The sequence below is a fragment of the Streptomyces sp. Je 1-4 4N24 genome (assembly GCF_026239515.1).
Classification (GTDB): domain Bacteria; phylum Actinomycetota; class Actinomycetes; order Streptomycetales; family Streptomycetaceae; genus Streptomyces; species Streptomyces nigrescens.
In genome coordinates this window covers 2571617-2593003 of the sequence record NZ_CP110836.1, presented here as the reverse complement: position 1 = coordinate 2593003, position 21387 = coordinate 2571617, and the positions used below count along the sequence as shown (strand labels likewise).

Annotated in this window: 16 protein-coding genes; 13 read left to right on the top strand and 3 right to left on the bottom strand. The window is 72.2% G+C overall.

Annotated elements, in window-relative coordinates:
* The first annotated feature begins 252 nt into the window (after window positions 1-252).
* The 10 genes from SLV14N_RS10885 (at window position 253) to SLV14N_RS10840 (ending at window position 17034) form a co-directional block, all read left to right on the top strand.
* Complete coding sequence (locus SLV14N_RS10885) at window positions 253-2745, top strand: ATP/GTP-binding protein (protein ID WP_263269188.1); 2493 nt, start codon at window positions 253-255, stop codon at window positions 2743-2745.
* A gap of 258 nt (window positions 2746-3003) precedes the next feature.
* Window positions 3004-4650, top strand: a complete 1647-nt coding sequence (locus tag SLV14N_RS10880; protein WP_208680765.1) for a PucR family transcriptional regulator — start codon at window positions 3004-3006, stop codon at window positions 4648-4650.
* A 264-nt stretch (window positions 4651-4914) separates the two neighbouring features.
* On the top strand, window positions 4915-6375 hold the full coding sequence (locus tag SLV14N_RS10875) for an aldehyde dehydrogenase family protein (protein WP_208680764.1): 1461 nt from the start codon (window positions 4915-4917) through the stop codon (window positions 6373-6375).
* 493 nt (window positions 6376-6868) lie between these two features.
* Window positions 6869-8788: an acyl-CoA dehydrogenase family protein gene (locus tag SLV14N_RS10870; RefSeq protein ID WP_208680763.1), complete on the top strand. Its 1920-nt coding sequence runs from the start codon at window positions 6869-6871 to the stop codon at window positions 8786-8788.
* A 205-nt stretch (window positions 8789-8993) separates the two neighbouring features.
* Window positions 8994-10259: a 1-deoxy-D-xylulose-5-phosphate reductoisomerase gene (gene dxr / locus SLV14N_RS10865; protein WP_263269187.1), complete on the top strand. Its 1266-nt coding sequence runs from the start codon at window positions 8994-8996 to the stop codon at window positions 10257-10259.
* Window positions 10256-11557: an RIP metalloprotease gene (locus SLV14N_RS10860; RefSeq protein ID WP_263269185.1), complete on the top strand. Its 1302-nt coding sequence runs from the start codon at window positions 10256-10258 to the stop codon at window positions 11555-11557. Before dxr ends, SLV14N_RS10860 begins: the two co-directional genes overlap by 4 nt.
* Window positions 11558-11730: 173 nt before the next feature.
* A complete protein-coding gene (gene ispG / locus SLV14N_RS10855; RefSeq protein WP_085927565.1) occupies window positions 11731-12888 on the top strand; it encodes a flavodoxin-dependent (E)-4-hydroxy-3-methylbut-2-enyl-diphosphate synthase in 1158 nt (385 codons plus the stop codon).
* Between the two features lie 184 nt (window positions 12889-13072).
* Complete coding sequence (locus SLV14N_RS10850; RefSeq protein WP_263269183.1) at window positions 13073-13918, top strand: GNAT family N-acetyltransferase; 846 nt, start codon at window positions 13073-13075, stop codon at window positions 13916-13918.
* 24 nt (window positions 13919-13942) lie between these two features.
* Window positions 13943-14479, top strand: coding sequence for a GNAT family N-acetyltransferase (locus tag SLV14N_RS10845; RefSeq protein ID WP_263269182.1), 537 nt, complete (start codon window positions 13943-13945; stop codon window positions 14477-14479).
* Window positions 14480-15324: 845 nt separating this feature from the next.
* Window positions 15325-17034 carry a proline--tRNA ligase gene (locus tag SLV14N_RS10840; RefSeq protein WP_208680757.1) on the top strand — a complete coding sequence of 570 codons (1710 nt, stop codon included), beginning with the start codon at window positions 15325-15327 and terminating at the stop codon, window positions 17032-17034.
* Window positions 17035-17156: 122 nt separating this feature from the next.
* On the opposite strand, the gene SLV14N_RS10835 is transcribed toward SLV14N_RS10840, so the two are convergent.
* Genes SLV14N_RS10835 through SLV14N_RS10825 form a run of 3 tightly spaced genes read right to left on the bottom strand, consistent with a single transcriptional unit; the run spans window position 17157 to window position 19227 of the window.
* Window positions 17157-18068, bottom strand: a complete 912-nt coding sequence (locus tag SLV14N_RS10835) for an aminoglycoside phosphotransferase family protein (protein ID WP_208680756.1) — start codon at window positions 18066-18068, stop codon at window positions 17157-17159.
* A 51-nt stretch (window positions 18069-18119) separates the two neighbouring features.
* Complete coding sequence (locus SLV14N_RS10830) at window positions 18120-18635, bottom strand: ferritin-like domain-containing protein (RefSeq protein ID WP_208680755.1); 516 nt, start codon at window positions 18633-18635, stop codon at window positions 18120-18122.
* A gap of 46 nt (window positions 18636-18681) precedes the next feature.
* Window positions 18682-19227, bottom strand: coding sequence for a hypothetical protein (locus tag SLV14N_RS10825; RefSeq protein WP_208680754.1), 546 nt, complete (start codon window positions 19225-19227; stop codon window positions 18682-18684).
* Window positions 19228-19387: 160 nt separating this feature from the next.
* On the opposite strand from SLV14N_RS10825, the gene rimP reads away from it, so the two are divergent.
* From rimP to SLV14N_RS10810, 3 genes are all read left to right on the top strand, one after another.
* Entirely contained in the window at window positions 19388-19930 is a 543-nt protein-coding gene (gene rimP, locus SLV14N_RS10820) for a ribosome maturation factor RimP (RefSeq protein WP_208680753.1), read from the top strand.
* 2 nt (window positions 19931-19932) lie between these two features.
* A complete protein-coding gene (gene nusA / locus SLV14N_RS10815) occupies window positions 19933-20922 on the top strand; it encodes a transcription termination factor NusA (RefSeq protein WP_127153267.1) in 990 nt (329 codons plus the stop codon).
* 136 nt (window positions 20923-21058) lie between these two features.
* Window positions 21059-21346: a YlxR family protein gene (locus tag SLV14N_RS10810; protein WP_063822565.1), complete on the top strand. Its 288-nt coding sequence runs from the start codon at window positions 21059-21061 to the stop codon at window positions 21344-21346.
* Window positions 21347-21387 lie beyond the last annotated feature (41 nt).

Sequence of the window (21387 nt, the reverse complement as noted above, 5' to 3'; positions counted from 1 at the left end):
GACGTACAAAGGTGTTGTTCTCGCAGGCTAGGGGCGGCCGGGCGGGTCTGGCATGTTCCGTTCGGGAGAAGTGCGCGTGTTGCGTTGTCCGCACCGGACATAGCGACGCCCCACGGCCAGTAGATTGAACGACGGCCCGCCCGGCAACGGCGGCCACCAGCGCGGGCATGACAATGGGCAAAGCGGCCGTCCACCCCGGCCGCCGCACCACCACGCAGCAGGCCACGGCTCAAGGGGGACAAGGGGCACCGGATGGACACCGAGGGCACGCACGACGCACGCAACACCCGCTCCGACCAGGTGCCGCGGCCGGCGGCACCCCCGGACGTGCCGCCGCGGCCCAGTGCGCCGCCGCACTTCGCCGCTCCGGCCCCCGCGGCCGACCGGGCCCCGGGCTCCGGCACCTCCGCCCGGGCCGGCGACGCTCCGCAGTCCCCGTTCATGGCCTGGCTGAGCGCTCCGCGTGTCCTGTCGGGGCCGGGGATCTGGGCCTTCGAGCACAAGCCCCGGCCGAAGGAGGAGCCGCGCGACATCGCGGTGCCGCAGCTGATCGCCGGGGCCGTGATTTCGTTCCTGTGCGCGTGGCTGATCTGGTCGTTGCTGATGAACGACTACCTCGGCCCCTACTGGAAGTGGCCGCGCGAGGTGATGCTGCCCGATGCGTGGAAGACGGGCAACGCCAACATCATCTCGTCGTTCGTCTACATGGCGCTCGTTCTCGGCGCGATCGTCATCGTCTTCGGCCGGGTGGGGCGATGGCCCACGCTGTTCCGCAGGCTGCTCGCGCCGCCGGCGAACCGGGTCTGGGACAGGCTTCCGGCGTGGCTGGCGCCGAAGGACCCCGCTTCGCTCCCCGGCGGACAGCTGATCGCGCGTGCGGCCGTGACCTTGCTGCTCGTGTGGTTTCTCTGGCAGTGGTGCATCGACCAGACGACCGACTCGTCCCTGCTGATGCTGCAGTTGGAGAAGCTGACGCCGGCCTCCGGGCAGTACGAGTCGTATTTCTACTACGCCACCAGCTACTCGCTGATCGACCTCGGTGTGCTGCTGGCTGTCTTCAGCCGCTTCGCCTGCCTCCCGGAGCTGCGCCGTCGATACGGTCCACCGAGCCGTCGTGCCGCGTCCGAAGCGAGGAAGACGGCGGACAGCACCGCCCGGGTGCTGCCGGTGGACCAGGCCGAGTGGACCGCTCTTCGTACCGCCGGCGCTCCGGCGGCCGCCGACCGCTTGGCGCACGAGGCCCGGTCCGGGCTCATGAACGACGTCGATCATGCGCGGATCAGCCGTGCCTGGCAGTCCGTCCGTGCACAGCCGGGCCGCCTTCAGGCCTTCGTCGACAGCGTGCAGGAACACGGCGCCGCCGCGTGTCTGCACCCCTCCGGCGCACGCGATCTGACGACGCGTACCGCACGGCACGACCTCCTCACCTCGCAGGTGCGCATCGGCACAGCATCCGAGGACGTACGCAACCCCTATGAGCGGCGCGGCACGGGCTGTGCGCTCGAACCCGACGTGCTCGGCACCTCGCTGCTGGCGGTGGGTCCGCCCGGTTCCGGAAAGACAACCCGCCTGGTGCGCCCGCTGGTTGAGGCCCTGTGCCTCCAGGCACTGGCCGGGCGTGCCGCCGTCGTGTCCCTCGGGACGGCTGCCTCGGCGCCCGCCTCCGAAGACGCCTTCGACGCCGTGATCAGGATCGGCCACCCCGATGCGGAGTGCGATCTGGACCTGTACGGCGGAACGACCGATCCCGACGAGGCGGCCGGGATGCTGGCCGAGGCGCTGGTGGGGGATGTGGCGGCGACGCTGCCCGCGGGAGATGTGCGGCGGGCGGCCACCGTGCTGGGGCAGTTGCTGGGGCCGTTCCGGGTGGCGCACGGCCGGTTCCCCGGGGTGGCGGAGCTGCGGGAGCTGCTGGACGGGTCGCGTGAGGCGATGGCGGGGCTGCGGGCCACGCTCGAGGCAGCCGGAGAGAACGGCGCGCTGCGGGAGCTGGACGCCCGGGAGCGGCAGGCGGATCGCCCGGGAGATGCCGGGGTGCTGCTCGCGGACCGGATCGCGCTGTTGGACCGGCCGGTCTTCGCGGGGTTCTTCGATCCGACCGGGCGCTCGCGGCAGGTGTCGCTGCGCGCCCTGGATCATCCGTTGCGGGTACGGATCGACCTGCCCGAGCGCGGGCACACGGAGGCTTCACGGATTCTGGCGCGGCTGGTCCTGGCGCAGTTCAGCGAGTGCGCGGTGGCCCGGTCGGACCGGTCGGTCTTCGCCTGTCTGGTGCTTGACGACGCCTCACATGTGATCACCCAGGAGGCGCTGCGGGGACTGCAGCGGCTGCGGTCGGCGAATGCGGGAGCGGTGCTGACCCTGCGGTCGCTGGATGACGTGCCGGAGCCGCTGCGCGGCGCGCTGCTCGGTGCGGTCGGCTGCCGGATGGCGTTCGCGGGCGTGACCACCTGGGACGGGGCGCGGTTCGCCGAGGTGTGGGGCAAGGCGTGGGTGGAGACACGGGACGTCACCGACCGGCAGATCGTCTCCGACGAGCCGTTCACCAAGCTCATGCACTCCATCCGTCGGCTGGTCACGGGGAAGAACGTGACCGCCAAAGCCGTCACCGTCCGCACCGTCGAGCGTGAGCGCTGGTCGGCATCGGATCTCGCCAATTCCGTGCCGCCCGGGCATGCGGTCCTGTCTGTGACCTCGGTGGCCGGGGAGCATGCGCCGCCGGTGCTGGTGGACCTGCGGTCCTGAAGGCCGGGGCGGGGTGAGGGTGCCCCGTGCTCCGCTGCGGCCTGCCCGGCCGGGGGCCGTGGGCGGGGCTCCTGGAAGGGGGCGGGTGTGGCCGCACCGGGACGGTGGGGGTCCCCCCGATTCCTCCGCTGAGGCAGAATCGGCACTGGCCGTTCATACGAGGCGGCGTAAACAATCGGGTGGCGAGCGGTCATCGGCCGGTTCGTGGCCGGTTGTCGTTCGGTCGTCCCTCGCAGTCGTCGACGTCATGAAGGTCCCATGCCGCACACCCTGGCTTCCCTGGTCAATCACACCGCGCTCAAGCTGACCGTGCTCGCCGGCGAGGAGCGGCTGGAGGCCCCGGTGCGCTGGGCGCATGCGAGTGAGCTGATCGATCCGGTGCCGTACATGGAGGGCGGGGAGCTGCTGCTGATCACCGCGCTCAAGCTGGACGCGGAGGACGCGGAGGCGACCCGGAGGTATGTGCGGCGGGTCGCGGAGGCCGGGGTCGTCGGGCTGGGCTTCGCGGTCGGGGTCAATTACGAGGGTGTGCCGCAGGCGCTGGTCGAGGCCGCCAGGGAGCAGGGGCTGCCGCTGCTCGGGGTGCCGCGGAGGACGCCGTTCATCGCGATCAGCAAGGCGGTGTCGGCGGCCGTCGCCGCCGACCAGTACCGCGCGGTGACGGCGGGGTTCGAGGCGCAGCGGGAGCTGACCCGGGCGGCGCTCAGCGCCGAGGGGCCGGCCGAGCTGCTGGCCCGGCTCGCGGCTCATCTGGACGGCTGGGCCGCGCTCTACGACGCGTCGGGTGCGGTGGTGGCCGCCGCTCCCGACTGGGCGGCCCGCCGCGCGGCCCGGCTGTCGGACGACGTGGGGCGGCTGCGGGAGCGGCCCGCCCCCGCCAGCTCGGTCGTCAGCGACACCGACGGCGATGACCGGGTCGAGCTGCAGTCGCTGGGCACCGGGCGCCGGGCCCGCGGGGTGCTCGCGGTGGGGACCGGTGCGCCGCTCGGCACGGCCGGGCGCTATGCCGTGCACTCCGCGGTCGCGCTGCTCACCCTGACCACCGAGCGGTCCCGGGCACTGCAGGACGCCGAGCAGCGGCTGGGTGACGCGGTGCTGAAGATGCTGCTCGCGGGGGAGCCGGACCATGCGCGGGCGGTGGCGGGGCGGCTCTACGGCGGGCTGCTGGACGCACCGTTCCGGGTGGTGGTCGCCGAGCCGGTGGCCGGTGAGGAACCGTCGTCGGGCGTGGCCGCGGGCGGCGGGGGCGTGGGGGTGCTCGACGGGCTCGCCGATGCGATGGACTCGGCCGCCGCGAGGACCGGTGAGGCGGTGCTGGCCGTCCCGGACGGCGGCCGGCTGATCGTGCTGGTCGCGGACGGCGGGGCGGCCGCGGACGCCTGTGCCGCGTACGCCGCCGAGGCCGAGGCCCGCGCCGCCGCGCAGCCGCGGGCGCGGGGCCGGGCGGGGCGGGCGGAGGCGGCCCACGGCGAGGGGGTGGCCGTCGGGCTGTCGGCGCCGACCGGGCCGATCGCCGCCGCGAACGCCTACCGCCAGGCCGAACAGGCGCTGTCGGTGGCGCGGCGGCGCGGCCGTGCGCTGGTCGAGCACGAGGACGTGGCGGCCGGGTCCGTGCTGCCGCTGCTCGCCGACGACGCGGTCCGCGCGTTCGCGGACGGGCTGCTGCGGGCGCTGCGTGAGCACGACGCGACCGGCCGCGGCGATCTGGTGGCCTCGCTGCGCGCCTGGCTCGCCCGGCACGGCCAGTGGGACGCGGCCGCCGCCGACCTGGGAGTACACCGCCACACCCTGCGCTACCGGATGCGGCGGGTGGAGGAGATCCTGGGGCGTTCGCTGGACGACGCGGATGTGCGGATGGAGCTGTGGCTGGCGCTCAAGGCGACCTCGGCGCCCCAGGGGGAGTGAGGCGGCCCCGCGTCCCGCTCGTTCCTCGCAGGTGGCAGCCCCTGGGCGGACCGGCGCGGGCGCTTCCGGGGCCCGTACCTCCACGCGCCCCGGAACCACCCCGTCCGCCCCCTCCACCGCGGAGGGACGGGCGCGGTGATTACTCCGCTTCGGACAAACGCCACGACGGCGCCGCACCCCTACCGTGGGTCCAGAGTCAAAACCGCAGAGACGCTCCCTGAGCCATGCGCACCACCCACCACTTCTGAAGGGCCGGGTTCCACTGTGCCGATCCCCACTGATGCAGCCCCCACCGCCTTTTGGCTCGCCGGCCGCGAGGCCACCGGCGAGGCCACCTTCGATGTCACCTCCCCCTGGGACGGACGTCTCGTCGGTACGGTGAGCGTCCCCACCGAGGCCCAGGTCGAGGAGGCCATCGCCGCCTCCGTCGCCGTCCAGGACGAGCTCGCCGCGACCCCCGCACATGTGCGGGCCGCCGCGCTGGACCATGTGCACCGCCGGCTGGTGGAGCGTACGGAGGAGATCGCCCGGCTGATCTCCGCGGAGAACGGCAAGCCCATGAAGTGGGCGCGCGGTGAGGTCGGCCGGGCCGTCTCCGTGTTCCGCTTCGCCGCCGAGGAGGCCCGCCGCTTCAACGGCGGCGAGGCGCAGCGCCTGGACACCGACGCCGGCGGCGCCGGCCGGCTGGCGCTGACCCGCCGCTTCCCGCGCGGCACGGTCCTGGGCATCGCCCCGTTCAACTTCCCGCTGAACCTCTGCGCCCACAAGATCGCCCCGGCGATCGCGGCCGGTGCCCCGATCCTCCTCAAGCCCGCCCCGGCCACCCCGCTCTCCGGCCTGATCCTCGGTGAGCTGCTGGCCGAGACCGACCTGCCGGCCGGTTCCTGGTCGATCCTCCCGGTGCCCAACGACCGGATGCCGGCGCTGGTCCAGGACGAGCGGCTGCCGGTGGTCTCCTTCACCGGCTCCGAGAAGGTCGGCTACGCGATCCTGGACTCGGTGCCGCGCAAGCACTGCACCCTGGAGCTCGGCGGCAACGGCGCGGCCGTCGTCCTGCCGGACTTCTCCTCCGAGGCGGACCTGGACTGGGCGGCGCAGCGCATCGCCACCTTCTCCAACTACCAGGGCGGCCAGTCCTGCATCTCGGTGCAGCGGGTGATCGCCGACGCCTCCGTCTACGACCGTCTGGTGCCCAAGATCGTGGCGGCCGTCGAGGCGCAGGTCACCGGCGACCCGTCGGACGACGCGACCGAGGTCGGCCCGCTGGTCGACGAGAGGGCCGCCAAGCGCGTCGAGTCCTGGGTGGACGAGGCCGTGGAGCGTGGGGCGAAGCTGCTCGCGGGCGGTAAGCGCGACGGCGCCTCCTACGCGCCGACCGTGCTGGCGGACGTGCCCGCCGACGCCACCCTGGCCTGCGAAGAGGTCTTCGGCCCGGTGCTCACGCTCAAGAAGGTCGACGGGGAGGCCGAGGCCTTCGCGGCCGTCAACGACTCCAAGTTCGGCCTGCAGGCGGGGGTGTTCACCCACGACGTGCAGACCGCCTTCCGCGCCCACCGGGCGCTGGAGGTCGGCGGCGTGATCGTCGGCGATGTGCCGTCCTACCGCGCCGACCAGATGCCGTACGGCGGCGTCAAGCAGTCCGGAGTGGGCCGCGAGGGCGTGCGCTTCGCGATGGACGACTACACCTACGAGCGGGTGCTGGTCCTGACCGGACTGGCCCTGTAACACCCGGCCCGGCCCGGACCGGTGGACAGCGACGGCCATCCCTTGGGCCGTATCGCCGTCCGGGCCCCGGCCGGCGCACCCCCCGGCGCCGGCCTCTCGACGCGGCGCGCTCCGGCACCCTGTTCCGGAGCGCGCCGCGTCCCCCGTTTTCCGGCACCGCCATGCCGGATCTTGACGGTACGGGGCGCGCCCCCTCCGCTTCCTCCTGTCTGAGGGGGAGCCGGGGGCGCTGCCCCAGGGGGGAGACACCGCCGCGCCTACAACTCCCGCGGTATGCCGCACCCCCCCGAAGGGCGGAGGGCGTCCGGCCGGACCGGTCCGGTGCCGGGAGACAGGTCCCCCTTGGTCTGCGGTGGCCCGAACACTCCCCTGCGCCCGGTAGCTCCAGTGGTGCAACCCGTGCGGATCGGGTAACTCTCACAAGTAGCGCTGTCCAGCGGCCGACCGGCCCGCCGGCGCTGAACTCCCGACCCAGCGGCGAGGTGAGCTCCTGATGACCGCTCCATCCATCCGCAACGTTTCCGAGCGCGAAGCACGCCAGGTCGCCGAGGCGGCACGCGAGCAGGACTGGCGCAAGCCCAGCTTCGCCAAGGAACTGTTCCTGGGGCGCTTCCGGCTCGACCTCATCCATCCGCACCCCACCCCCGCGGTCGACGACGTACGCCGCGGCGAGAAGTTCCTCGCCACGCTGCGCGAATTCTGCGAGGCGGAGGTCGACGGCGCCCGGATCGAGCGCGAGGGGCAGATCCCGGACGAGACCGTGGACGGGCTCAAGGCGCTCGGCGCGTTCGGGATGAAGATCGACCCCAAGTACGGCGGCCTCGGCCTCACCCAGGTCTACTACAACCGGGCCCTGTCCCTGGTCGGCACCGCCAGCCCCGCCATCGGCGCGCTGCTCTCGGCGCACCAGTCGATCGGTGTACCGCAGCCCCTGAAGCTGTTCGGCACCAAGGAGCAGAAGGAAACCTTCCTGCCGCGCTGTGCCCGTACGGACATCTCGGCCTTCCTGCTGACCGAGCCCGATGTCGGCTCGGACCCCGCCCGGCTGGCGACCACGGCCGTCCCGGACGGCACGGACTATGTCCTCGACGGTGTGAAGCTGTGGACCACCAACGGGGTGGTCGCCGATCTGCTGGTGGTGATGGCGCGGGTGCCCGCGTCCGAGGGCCACAAGGGCGGCATCACGGCCTTCGTCGTCGAGGCGGCCTCGCCCGGTATCACCGTCGAGAACCGCAATGCGTTCATGGGCCTGCGCGGCCTGGAGAACGGTGTCACCCGCTTCCACCAGGTACGGGTCCCGGCCGCGAACCGCATCGGCCCCGAGGGCGCCGGACTGAAGATCGCCCTGACCACCCTCAACACCGGCCGGCTGTCGCTGCCCGCGATGTGCGTCGGCTCGGGCAAGTGGTGCCTGAAGATCGCCCGTGAGTGGTCCGGGGCCCGCGAGCAGTGGGGCCGGCCGGTCGCCAGGCACGAGGCCGTCGGCGCCAAGATCTCCTTCATCGCGGCCACGACCTTCGCCCTCGAAGCGGTCGTCGACCTGTCCTCCCAGATGGCCGACGAGAACCGCAACGACATCCGCATCGAGGCCGCCCTCGCCAAGCTCTACGGCTCCGAGATGGGCTGGCTGATGGCCGACGAGCTGGTCCAGATCCGCGGCGGCCGCGGCTTCGAGACCGCCGACTCGCTCGCCGCCCGCGGCGAACGCGCGGTCCCCGCCGAGCAGATGCTGCGCGATATGCGCATCAACCGGATCTTCGAGGGCTCCACGGAGATCATGCATCTGCTGATCGCCCGCGAGGCGGTGGACGCCCACCTGTCGGTCGCCGGCGATCTCATCGACCCCGACAAGACCCTCGCCGACAAGGGCCGGGCGGCGGCCAGGGCCGGCGGGTTCTACGCCCGCTGGCTGCCCAAGCTCGTCGCCGGACCGGGCCAACTTCCGCGTACGTACCAGGAGTTCGGCCTGCTCTCGGGTCATCTGCGGTATGTCGAGCGGGCCTCCCGCAAGCTCGCCCGCTCCACCTTCTACGCGATGTCCCGCTGGCAGGGCCGGATGGAGACCAAACAGGGCTTCCTCGGCCGGATCGTCGACATCGGCGCCGAACTCTTCGCGATGAGCGCCGCCTGTGTACGCGCCGAGTACCTGCGGGAGACCGATGACCACGGCCGTGAGGCGCAGCAGCTGGCCGATGTGTTCTGCCGGCAGGCGCGGATCCGCGTCGAGGAGCTGTTCGGCCGGCTGTGGACCAACACCGACGAACTCGACCGCAAGGTCGTCTCCGGCGTCCTCGACGGAAGCTACGCCTGGCTGGAGGAGGGCATCATCGACCCCAGCGGCGACGGCCCCTGGATCGCCGACGCCACGCCTGGCCCGAGCATGACCGACAACGTCCGGCGCCCCATCCGCTGAACGTCCTCGGCCGTACGCCCAGGGCCGGTCCGGCAGCGATCCACCGGACCGGCCCTGGAGCATGTCCCACGCAGCACACCGGGCCACATGATCCGTTCGACCGGCCGGGGAGCACCGCACCAGACGCCGCCGGCTGGTCCGGGCTGATCCAAAAGACCGGCCCTAGGTGTCCTGCCCCCCTCGGCGACCGGCCACAATGGACCACATGACGGACTCCCTCGCCCACCCGCATCTGCGTTTCGAGCCGGCCGCCACCGGCCCGGACAGCCCGCGCGACATCGTGATCCTCGGCTCGACCGGGTCGATCGGCACCCAGGCGATCGACATCGTGCTGCGCAACCCCGACCGGTTCCGTGTGACCGCGCTCTCCGCGGCCGGCGGCCGGGTCGAGCTGCTCGCCGATCAGGCGCACCAGCTGCGGGTGACCGCCGTCGCCGTGGCGCGCGAGGACGCGGTGCCCGCGCTGCGTACGGCGCTGGCGGACCGCTACGGCGCGGGCGAGCCGCTGCCCGAGATCCTGGCCGGCCCCGACGCGGCCACCGACCTGGCCGCTTCCCCCTGCCACACCGTCCTCAACGGCATCACCGGCTCCATCGGGCTCGCCCCCACGCTGGCCGCCCTCAAGGCGGGCCGGGTGCTCGCGCTGGCCAACAAGGAGTCGCTGATCGTCGGCGGCCCCCTGGTCAAGGCGATCGCCAGGCCCGGCCAGATCCTCCCCGTCGACTCCGAGCACTCCGCGCTCTTCCAGGCGCTCACCGGCGGCGACCGGGCCGAGGTCCGCAAGCTGGTCGTCACCGCCTCGGGCGGCCCGTTCCGCGGCCGCACCAAGCGTGAGCTGGCCGATGTCACGCCCGAGCAGGCGCTGGCCCACCCCACCTGGTCGATGGGCCCGGTCGTCACGATCAACTCCGCGACCCTGGTCAACAAGGGCCTGGAGGTCATCGAGGCGCATCTGCTCTTCGACGTCCCCTTCGACCGCATCGAGGTCGTCGTCCACCCGCAGTCCTACATCCACTCGATGGTGGAGTTCACCGACGGCTCCACGCTCGCCCAGGCCAGCCCGCCCGACATGCGGATGCCGATCGCCCTGGGCATCGGCTGGCCCGAGCGGGTCCCGGACGCCGCCCCGGGCGTGGACTGGACGAAGGCGCAGACCTGGGAGTTCTTCCCGCTGGACGAGGAGGCCTTCCCCTCCGTCCCGCTGGCCCGCCGGGTCGGTGATCTGGGCGGTACCGCCCCCGCCGTCTTCAACGCGGCGAACGAGGAATGTGTGGAGGCATTCCTCAAGGGCGGGCTGCCGTTCACAGGGATTGTGGATACGGTCGCCGCAGTGGTTGCCGAGCACGGCACGCCCGCACAGGGAACTTCCCTGACGGTCGCGGACGTCCTGGAGGCGGAAACCTGGGCGCGCGCCCGCGCCCGCGAACTGGCCGCCCGTGCGGCACGGACACCTTCGGAGGCTCGCGCATGACGACCTGGATGACCATCCTCGGCATAGTCGTCTTCGTCGTCGGCCTGCTGTTCTCCATTGCCTGGCACGAGCTCGGCCACCTCTCCACGGCCAAGATGTTCGGTATCCGCGTGCCGCAGTACATGGTGGGCTTCGGGCCGACGCTCTTCTCCCGTAAGAAGGGCGATACCGAGTACGGCATCAAGGCCGTCCCGCTCGGCGGCTACATCCGCATGATCGGCATGTTCCCGCCCGGCGACGACGGAAAGCTGCAGGCCCGCTCCACCTCGCCGTTCCGCGGCATGATCGAGGACGCCCGCTCGGCGGCCTTCGAGGAGCTGCAGCCCGGCGACGAGAAGCGGCTCTTCTACACCCGCAAGCCCTGGAAGCGCGTCATCGTGATGTTCGCCGGGCCGTTCATGAATCTGATCCTGGCGGTCGTGATCTTCATGAGCGTGCTGATGGGCTTCGGCATCAACACTCAGACCACCCAGGTCGGCTCGGTCTCGGAGTGCGTCATCTCGGCCGCCGCCAAGACCGACAAGTGCCCGGCCGGCGCCAAGGACTCCCCGGCCAAGGCCGCGGGCCTGCGCGCCGGCGACAAGATCGTCTCGTTCAACGGCCACCCGGTGCCGGACTGGGGCGCCCTGCAGCAGCAGATCCGTGACACCACCGGGCCCGCCACCCTCGTCGTCGAGCGGCACGGCGCCCGCGCGACACTGCACGCCGACCTCATCGAGAACAAGGTCGCCAAGACCGACGGCCGCGGCGGCTATGTCCCCGGCGAATTCGTCACCGCCGGATTCCTCGGCTTCACCCCGGCCAGCGGCGTCGTCCAGCAGTCCTTCGGCCAGTCCGTCGACCGCATGGGCAACATGGTCGAGCAGGGCGTCTCCTCCCTGATAAACGTGCCCGCCAAGGTCCCGGACCTGTGGGACGCGGCCTTCAACGGCGGCGAACGCAAGCAGGACTCCCCGATGGGCGTGGTCGGCGCCGCCCGGGTCGGCGGCGAGGTCTTCTCCCTGGACATTCCGCCGGAGCAGCGGGTGGCGACCATGCTCTTCCTGGTCGCCGGGTTCAACCTCTCGCTGTTCCTGTTCAACATGCTGCCGCTGCTGCCGCTGGACGGCGGGCACATCGCGGGCGCCATGTGGGAGTCGGTCCGGCGGGCCTTCGCCAAGATCGTCCGGCGTCCCGACCCCGGCCCCTTCGACGTCGCCAAGCTGATGCCGGTCGCCTATGTCGTCGCCGGGATCTTCATCTGCTTCACGCTGCTGGTGCTCGTCGCCGACGTGGTGAATCCGGTGAAGCTGACCTAGAAAGCACGTTTGGCGGCGGCCGGGCACCTCTGTGGCGTTTGGAGGTGCCCGGCCGTCTCCATTCGTGGCGCCACACGGGCGCGATGTGCTTGCCGCGACTCCTGTGCCGTAATCTCGAAGACCGGAGCCCGCCGCTGCGGGGCCTTGATCCACACCTTGGGGTTGCTCGCCAGATGACTGCCATTTCACTGGGAATGCCGGACGTACCGACCAAGCTTGCCGACCGCCGGGTCAGCCGCAAGATCCAGGTCGGCCCGGTCGCCGTGGGCGGAGACGCACCGGTCTCGGTGCAGTCGATGACGACCACACGCACGTCCGACATCGGCGCGACGCTGCAGCAGATCGCCGAGCTGACGGCCTCCGGCTGCCAGATCGTCCGGGTCGCCTGCCCGACGCAGGACGACGCCGACGCGCTGCCCGTGATCGCCCGCAAGTCGCAGATTCCGGTCATCGCGGACATCCATTTCCAGCCGAAGTACGTCTTCGCCGCGATCGACGCCGGCTGTGCCGCGGTCCGGGTCAACCCCGGCAACATCAAGCAGTTCGACGACCAGGTCAAGGAGATCGCCAAGGCCGCCGGCGACGCCGGCACCCCGATCCGGATCGGCGTCAACGCCGGCTCCCTGGACCGCCGCCTGCTGCAGAAGTACGGCAAGGCCACCCCCGAGGCGCTCGTCGAGTCCGCGCTGTGGGAGGCCTCCCTCTTCGAGGAGCACGGCTTCCGCGACATCAAGATCTCGGTCAAGCACAACGACCCGGTCGTGATGGTCAACGCCTACCGCCAGCTCGCCGCCCAGTGCGACTACCCCCTCCACCTCGGTGTCACGGAGGCCGGCCCCGCCTTCCAGGGCACCATCAAGTCCGCCGTGGCCTTCGGCGCGCTGCTCAGCGAGGGCATCGGCGACACCATCCGGGTCTCGCTGTCCGCGCCGCCCGCCGAAGAGGTCAAGGTCGGCATCTCCATCCTGGAGTCGCTCAACCTCCGCCAGCGCCGGCTGGAGATCGTCTCCTGCCCGTCCTGCGGCCGCGCCCAGGTCGATGTCTACAAGCTCGCCGACGAGGTCACCGCGGGCCTGGACGGCATGGAGGTGCCGCTGCGCGTCGCCGTCATGGGCTGTGTCGTCAACGGTCCCGGCGAGGCCCGCGAGGCCGACCTCGGTGTCGCCTCCGGCAACGGCAAGGGCCAGATCTTCGTCAAGGGCGAGGTCATCAAGACCGTCCCCGAGTCGAAGATCGTCGAGACCCTCATCGAAGAGGCCATGAAGATCGCCGAGCAGATGGAGAAGGACGGCATCGCCTCCGGCGAGCCGACCGTGGCCGTCGCCGGCTGACCCACGGCCCCAGGCCCCGCTTCACCGCCGCCGAGCCCCGCCGCCCGCCCCGGGCCGCGGGGCTCCGCGCTGCCCGGACAATCGGTCCCGCAGCGGCCGGGTGCTCCCCGCAGGCGCGAGGTAAAGTGCCAGGACCTGCTCCCGCCTGGCCTCCCAGGCCCGTAACGGTGAGGCTTTCCGACACGTGCTGACGACCACCGCCATCAAGGTCCTCGAGCCCGGGGAGCTCGACGACGCCCTCGCGGTCCTCGACCGCGATCCGGTCGCCAATGCCTTTGTCGCCGCCCGTGTGCAGATCGCCGGCCTCGACCCCTGGCGGCTGGGCGGCGAGATGTGGGGCTGGTACGTGGACGGGCACCTGGAGTCGCTCTGCTACGCCGGCGCCAACCTCGTCCCGGTCTGCGCCACCTCCGAAGCCATCCGCGGCTTCGCCGAGCGCGCCCGCCGCCAGGGCCGCCGCTGCTCGTCCATCGTCGGCCCCGCGGAAGCCACCGCCGAACTGTGGTCGCTCCTGGAGCCCCACTGGGGACCGGCCCGCGAAATCCGCGCCCACCAGCCCCTGATGGTCACCACCGCACCCTCCGCCGAGATCGCCCCCGACCCGTACGTCCGGCGGATCCGCAAGAACGAGATGGACCTGATCATGCCCGCGTGCGTGGCCATGTTCACCGAAGAGGTCGGCATCTCCCCGATGGCCGGTGACGGCGGGCTCCTCTACCAGGCCCGGGTCGCCGAACTCGTCGGCGCAGGCCGCTCCTTCGCCCGTATCGAGAACGGCAGGGTCATCTTCAAGGCCGAGATCGGCGCCGCCACCCAGCGGGCCTGCCAGGTCCAGGGCGTCTGGGTCGATCCCGCCTACCGCGGCAAGGGCCTCTCCGAGACCGGGATGGCCGCCGTACTCCGCTACGCCCTCAGCGACGTCGCCCCCGTCGTCAGCCTCTACGTCAACGACTACAACACCGCGGCCCGCGCCTCCTACCGCCGGGTGGGCTTCGAGGAAGTCGGGGCGTTCATGAGCGTACTGTTCTGACGCACCGCCTTGTACGCTCCGAGCATGGATGACGTCGCGGTCGGCCCCCTTGATCTCGCTGCCCGCGTGGATGACGCGCTGGCCGTCCAGGCGCTCGCCTTCGGCCTCAGCGACGAGGAGATCGCCGTCCGCCGGCACATCGTGCTGCGTCACCTCCGCTGCCCCGGCGCCCGGGCGCTCGGTGCCACCACCCCCGACGGCCGGCTGACCGGCTTCGTCTACGGCATGCCCAACGACCGCGCCCACTGGTGGTCCACCGTCGTCGAGCCCTACCTCCGCAGCGAGGGCCTCGACTACTGGCTCGACGACTCCTTCACCATCACCGAGCTGCATGTCCACCCCGCCTACCAGCACCGCGGCATCGGCCGGGCACTGATCACCCGCATCACCGACCAGGCCACCGAACCCCGCTCCATCCTCTCGGCCATCGACACCGAGAGCCCCGCCCGCCGCCTCTACCGCTCCCTCGGCTACCGCGACCTCGCCCGCCGCGTCCTCTTCCCCAGCGCCCCCACGCCGTACGCGGTGATGGGAGCCACCCTTCCGCTGACGCGCCCCTGACCCTCCCTCCCACGTTTTCGGCTGTCCCGCCGTGGGACTTCTCACCGTTACGGCTCCGCTGCGCGGGGCGTGGGCTCGGGTGATGCTTGCGGGTGCCTCGCCGTTGCCGCTCCGCTGCGCGGTGCCTCAGCTGATGCTTGCGGGTGCCTCGCCGTTGCGCCTGCGGCGGGCGGGTGGTTGTCGGGTGCGGTGACGGGCCTCCGGGGCCTGGTGTGTGGACTGCTTCGCTTTACGTCCACACACCAGGCCCCTCCGGCCCGTCCCCTCCCGTGGGAGGAGTCAGTGACGGTGAGTGGGGGCGGACGTCCGTAGGCGGTTCATTGCGCTCGACGAGCCGCACCGGACCACCGACGACCACGCCCACCGAGATCTATTCATCCCCCCACGGGAGGGGACGGGCCGGAGCGGGTGGGTGTCCGGACGTAAAGCGAAGCAGTCCGGACACCCACCCGCGGAGGTCCGTCACCGCACCCGACAGCCCCGCGCAGCGGACCGGCCCGCCGCCAGGCGCAACGGCGGGACAGCCGAAAACGTGGGCCCGAGGCCAAGCGCAGCGGACCGGCCCGCCGCAGGCGCAACGGTGGGACAGCCAAAAACGTGGGCCCGAGGCCAAGCGCAGCGGACCGGCCCGCCGCCAGGCGCCACGGCGGGACAGCCAAAAACGTGGGCCCGAGGCCAAGCGCAGCGGACCGGCCCGCCGCCAGGCGCCACGGCGAGCAACACCCACGGCGGGAAAGCCGAAAGCGTGGGAAGGAAGGCCAAGCGCAGCGGTATCGCATTTCCTTGTGCCACACCCGGGCGGCTAACCTCCAGGGAGTCACCTTTCTTACGCAGGAGAATCTCCCATGGCCCACGCCGCACAGGTCCAGCGCATGTCCCGCTTGATGATCAAGACACTGCGCGACGACCCGGCCGACGCCGAGACCGCCAGCCACAAGCTGCTCGTCCGCGCCGGTTACGTCCGCCGCTCCTCCGCCGGCATCTGGACGTGGCTGCCGCTGGGCAAGAAGGTCCTGGAGAACGTCTCCCGCGTGGTGCGCGAGGAGATGGACGCCATCGGCGGCCAGGAGGTCCTGCTGCCGGCCCTGCTGCCCAAGGAGCCCTACGAGGCCAGCGGCCGCTGGGAGGAGTACGGCGACCTGCTCTTCCGCCTCAAGGACCGCAAGGGCGCCGACTACCTCCTCGGCCCCACCCACGAGGAGATCTTCACCCTCACGGTCAAGGACCAGTGCACGTCCTACAAGGACCTGCCGGTGATCCTCTACCAGATCCAGACCAAGTACCGCGACGAGGCCCGCCCCCGCTCCGGTGTGCTGCGCGGCCGCGAGTTCCAGATGAAGGACTCGTACAGCTTCGACACCACCGACGAGGGTCTGGAGCAGTCCTACGCGCTGCACCGCGAGGCCTACACCAAGATCTTCGAGCGGCTCGGCCTGGACTACCGCATCGTCTCCGCCGTCTCCGGCGCGATGGGCGGCTCCGCCTCCGAGGAGTTCCTGGCCCCCGCGGCCGCCGGTGAGGACACCTTCGTCGACTGCCCGGCCTGTGACTACGCCGCCAACACCGAGGCCGTCACGGTCAAGGTCGAGCCGGTCGACGGCGCCGCGCACGGCCCCGTCGAGGTGCTGGACACCCCCGACACCCCGACCATCGAGTCCCTCGCCGAGTACCTCGGTGTGCCGGCCGCAGCGACCCTGAAGAACCTGCTGGTCAAGGTCGACGGCGAGATCGTCGCGGTCGGCGTCCCCGGCAACCGCGAGGTCGACCTCGGCAAGCTCGGTGAGCACCTGGCACCGGCCACCGTCGAGCTGGTCACCGCCGAGGACTTCACCGACCGCCCGGACCTGGTCCGCGGCTATGTCGGCCCGCAGGGCCTGGCCGGCAAGGCGTTCCGCTACATCGCCGACCCGCGCGTCGCCCCCGGCACCGCCTGGGTCACCGGCGCCAACGACGAGGGCAAGCACGCCAAGAACGTCGTCGCGGGCCGGGACTTCGAGGTCGATGACTACCTCGACGTGGTCGTCGTCGAGCCGGGCGACCCCTGCCCCGAGTGCGGCACCGGCCTGAAGATCGACCGTGCCATCGAGATCGGCCACATCTTCCAGCTCGGCCGCAAGTACGCGGACGCCTTCGACCTCGATGTGCTCGGCCAGAACGGCAAGCCCGCCCGGGTCACCATGGGCTCCTACGGCATCGGCGTCTCCCGCGCGGTGGCCGCCCTCGCCGAGCAGAGCCACGACGACAAGGGCCTGTGCTGGCCCCGCGAGATCGCCCCGGCCGATGTGCATGTCGTCGCGGCCGGCAAGGCCAAGCAGACCGAGCTCGCCCTGGAGGTCGGCGAGCAGCTCGGCGCCGCGGGCCTGCGGGTCCTCGTCGACGACCGGGCCGGTGTCTCGCCGGGCGTGAAGTTCACCGACGCCGAGCTGCTCGGCGTCCCGACCATCGTGGTCGCCGGCCGGCGTGCCGCCGAGGGCGTCGTCGAGGTCAAGGACCGCCGTACCGGCGAGCGCGAGGAGCTGACGGTCGAGGAGGCCGTCGCCCGCCTCAGCGCGTAACCGGCGCACGGCGAACGGGCCGGCCAGGGGTATGCCCCGGCCGGCCCGTTCGCAGGTGCACCAGGCCTGTCCGGTGGACGCAGGCGGGCCCACGCCGGCCCCATTGGACAGCCCCTGCGGCCCTACAGCCAGGCCGCGAACTCCAGCAGCTGTTCACCGCGCTGCCGGTCGCCCACGGCCGCCTCCCGCACGCCGGTGTCCACGGCCCGGTACAGCGTCCAGTCGCGCAGCCGGTCCCGGTCCACCTCCAGGGAGTCGGCCAGCTTGGCCACCCGGCGGCGGGCCGCGGCGGCCGCTCCGGAACCGGCCAGCAGATCCTCGAACCGGTCCAGCACCAGTGCCGCCAGGTCGTACGCCCGCTCGCCGACCACCGGCGCCGGGCCGACCGCCAGCCAGGGCGCCCGCTCACCGGCCAGCACCTTGCCCTGCCGGAACGCGCCGTGCAGCAGAAACTGCTCGTCGGACCCGTCCGGCAGGCTGCGCCGCAGCTCCAGCGCCTGCTCCACCAGCGGCCCGGCGGCCCGGGTCAGGGCCCCGGCGGTGCGCAGCCCCTCCGCGGCCTCCTCCGTACGTGCGGCCAGCGTCTCGAAGGGATGGTCCGGTCCGGGCCGCACCCACAGCCGCCGCACCGTACCGGCCGCCTCCAGCAGTGCCTTGGCCTCTGGCAGCGAACGCAGCGACACCCCGCCCTGCAGCCGCTCCAGCAGCAGCGCACCGCTTTTGTCGTCGGACCGCAGCAGCCGCACCGCGCCCCAGCCGTCCCACACCTCCAGCGCCGCCGCCTCGTGCGCCGAGACCCGCCCCGGCACCGGGAACTTCAGTGCCGCGGGCGTCCCGTCCTGCTGCCGCACGAGCGCGAGCAGACTGCTGCGGCCGCCGGGTGCATGCACCCGCTCCAGCGTCAGCTCCCAGGCCTCCAGCCGCTGTTGAACCAGCGTCGGGAGCGCCGTGAGCCACTGCCGCACCGGACTTTCCGGATCGCCGCTCAGCGAACTCACCAACCGCTGCGGCGGTTCGATGGGTGCCGTTGCCATGCTTGAGCTGTCCTTTTCCTGGGGGCCGGGACCGCAGAGGCGGCCGGTCGTTCAGAGCGCGCCCGCGGGGGCGCTCGCGGAGCCGGACGGAGCGGCGTCCGCGGCCCGTTCCACGAGCCCAGGGAAGGCTACGCCGCCGCCGCGCCAGCGCACCGACCGCACCGCCGCCTCGCGCAGCGCGGCCGCCGCCTCCCGCCGCCTGACCGAGCCGCCGGCCCGTACGAGATCCGCGTACACGGCGGCCAGCCGGTCCTCCAGCTCCGCCGCCAGCCGGGCCGCGGCGGCCGCGTCCGGCACCGGGAAGGGCAGCTTGTAGGCGGCGGCCGCGGCCTGCGGTGTACCGCCCAGGTCGCGCACCACGCGGCGCAGCGCATCCCGGCGGGCGCGATGGCCGTCGTACGCCGCCTGGGCCTCCTTGCGCCGGTCACCGGCGATCCGCCCGCCGACCACGCCGTAGCCGTACACCGCCGCATGCTCGGCGGCCAGCGCCGCCTGCACCGCCGTCAGCTCCTCGTGCCCGCTGTCGTCGTTGTCGCGCCTGCTGCCGCGAGCCGTTCCGGCCGTCATCCGCACGCCCCTTCGCTGGTCCTTGCCCGGCGTCCCGCCGTGCCCGTCATCCGGCCCGCTCCGCCAGCAGATACGCATGCACCGCACCGGCCGCCGCGACCGAGGCCAGCAGCCGGGCCAGTTCCGGGGGCGCGGCGAGCAGCGCCTTGGTGCGGACATCGGCGAGCCGGCGTTCCGCGTCGGCGAGCGCCGAGCGGGCGGCCCGCTCGTCCCGGGGGACCGGGGGACCGGACGGCCGGTCGCCGTGCGGCGAGGGACCGGACGCGGGCGCTCCGGCGTCGCGCGCCGGGCCGTCGGAGGCGCCGCCGCCGGGGGAGGGTGCGGTGCGGTCGTCGCCGAACGCCTCGGCGTGCCGGGCGACTTCGGAGCGCAGCGGGCTCAGCCGTGACTCCAGTGCCGGATGCGCGGCCAGCGTCGCGTCGTAGCGCGCCAGCAGGGCCGTGCTGTCGCGGGCCGAGCGTTTGCGCAGCCGTTCGGCGGCGGAGGAGTGTTCGGCCCGTTCGGGGCCGGAGTCCTCCGAGCAGCCCGTGAGCAGGGCCGCGCCCCCGAGGGCGGCGCCGGCCAGCAGGGTCCTTCTACGCGCGTACGCCACTTTCGGCACGTTGCACTTCCCGGGGTCTTCCGTAGTGATCACCGCAGGCGAGAGTATCCGTGACCACCCACCGAATCGTCAGTACCCCGCCGGAACCGATAGGCTTTGACCCGACACGCGACCTACCCACAACAGCACACGCGGCCGAGGAGTCACCCGGATGAGCACCACCCAGAGCGAGAGGCTGCGCGGACTGCTTGAACCGCTCATCGCCGCGCGCGACCTGGATCTGGAAGAGATCGAGGTGACACCGGCAGGCAAGCGGCGGGTGCTGAGGATCGTGGTCGATTCCGACGAGGGCGTTCAGCTGGACGAGTGCGCCGCGCTGAGCCGCGAGGCCTCCGGGGTCCTGGACGACTCCGATGTGATGGGCGGCGCCCCGTACACCCTCGAGGTGACCTCACCCGGCGCCGACCGCCCGCTGACCGAGCTGCGGCACTACCGCCGCGCCGTCGGCCGCCTCATCAAGGCCCAACTCCACGAGGGCGGCGAGCTGGTGGCCCGGATCACCGCCGTCGACGAGTCCGGACTGGACCTCGAGGTGCCGGGCGTCAAGGGCCGCAAGCCGACCGCCCGCCGGGTCTCCTTCGACGAGATCGCCAAGGCGCGCGTCGAGCTGGAATTCAGCCGTAAGCCCGACAAGACAGACAAGCGCGACGCGCAGCACGACGAGAAGATCGACGAGAACAAGGAGGAGGCGTAGCCGTGGATATCGACATGAGTGCCCTGCGGGGTCTGGTGCGGGAGAAGGAGATCTCTTTCGACCTGCTGGTCGAGGCGATCGAGTCGGCCCTCCTCATCGCCTACCACCGCACCGAAGGCAGCCGCCGTCGGGCGCGGGTGGAGCTGGACCGCAGCACCGGCCATGTGACGGTGTGGGCGAAGGAGGATCCGGAGGACCTGGAGGAGGGCGCGGAGCCCCGCGATTTTGACGACACCCCCTCCGGCTTCGGAAGGATCGCGGCGACCACTGCCAAGCAGGTCATTCTCCAGCGGCTGCGGGACGCCGAGGAGGAGATCACCTTCGGCGAGTTCGCCGGGCGCGAGGGCGACGTCATCACCGGCGTCGTCCAGCAGGGCAAGGACCCCAAGAACGTGCTGGTGGACGTCGGCCCGATGGAGGCCATGCTGCCGGTGCAGGAGCAGGTCCCCGGTGAGGACTACGCACACGGCACCCGGCTGCGCTCGTACGTCGTACGGGTGACCAAGGGTGTCCGCGGCCCGTCGGTGACGCTCTCGCGCACCCACCCCAATCTGGTGAAGAAGCTCTTCGCCATGGAGGTCCCGGAGATCGCGGACGGCTCGGTGGAGATCTCCGCCATCGCCCGAGAGGCCGGCCACCGCACCAAGATCGCCGTACGGTCGACGCGCTCCGGCCTGAACGCCAAGGGCGCCTGCATCGGCCCGATGGGCGGCCGGGTGCGCGCCGTGATGGCCGAGCTGCACGGCGAGAAGATCGACATCGTGGACTGGTCGGACGACCCGGCCGAGCTGGTGGCGAACGCGCTGTCGCCGGCCCGGGTCAGCAAGGTCGAGGTCGTGGACCTGGCGGCGCGCTCCGCCCGGGTCACCGTGCCCGACTACCAGCTGTCACTGGCCATCGGCAAGGAAGGGCAGAATGCCCGGCTCGCCGCCCGCCTCACGGGCTGGCGGATCGACATCCGCCCGGACACCGAGCACACGCCGCAGGACTGAGACCGTCCGAGGCAGCCGGCTGCGCCGCGGCCCCCGAAAAATCGGTGGTGCCGCGGCGCTCCGCCGGGAATTCTGAGCAGCGCTCCGGCCTTCACCCCATCGGGGCCGGGCCGGCGCGGGGAGGTAGACTTAAGCAGTGTCTGGCCGGACGCATGCCCGCGCATGCCCTGAGCGCACCTGTCTGGGATGCCGGGAGCGAGCGGCCAAGGGCGATTTGCTGCGCATCGTGGAGATCGAGGGTGAGTGTGTCCCCGATCCTCGCGGTACGCTGCCCGGCCGGGGTGCTTACGTGCACCCGACACTGGTCTGCCTCGACCCGGCGGTTCGCCGCCGGGCGTTCAACCGGGCCTACCGGGCCCGGGGACCGTTCGACACGACGGCCTTGCGCCAGTACGTCGAACGCGCCGAGCAGCCCCTGCAATAACGCACAGCACGAAATGCACAGCGCACGGAAAACCGTGCGGT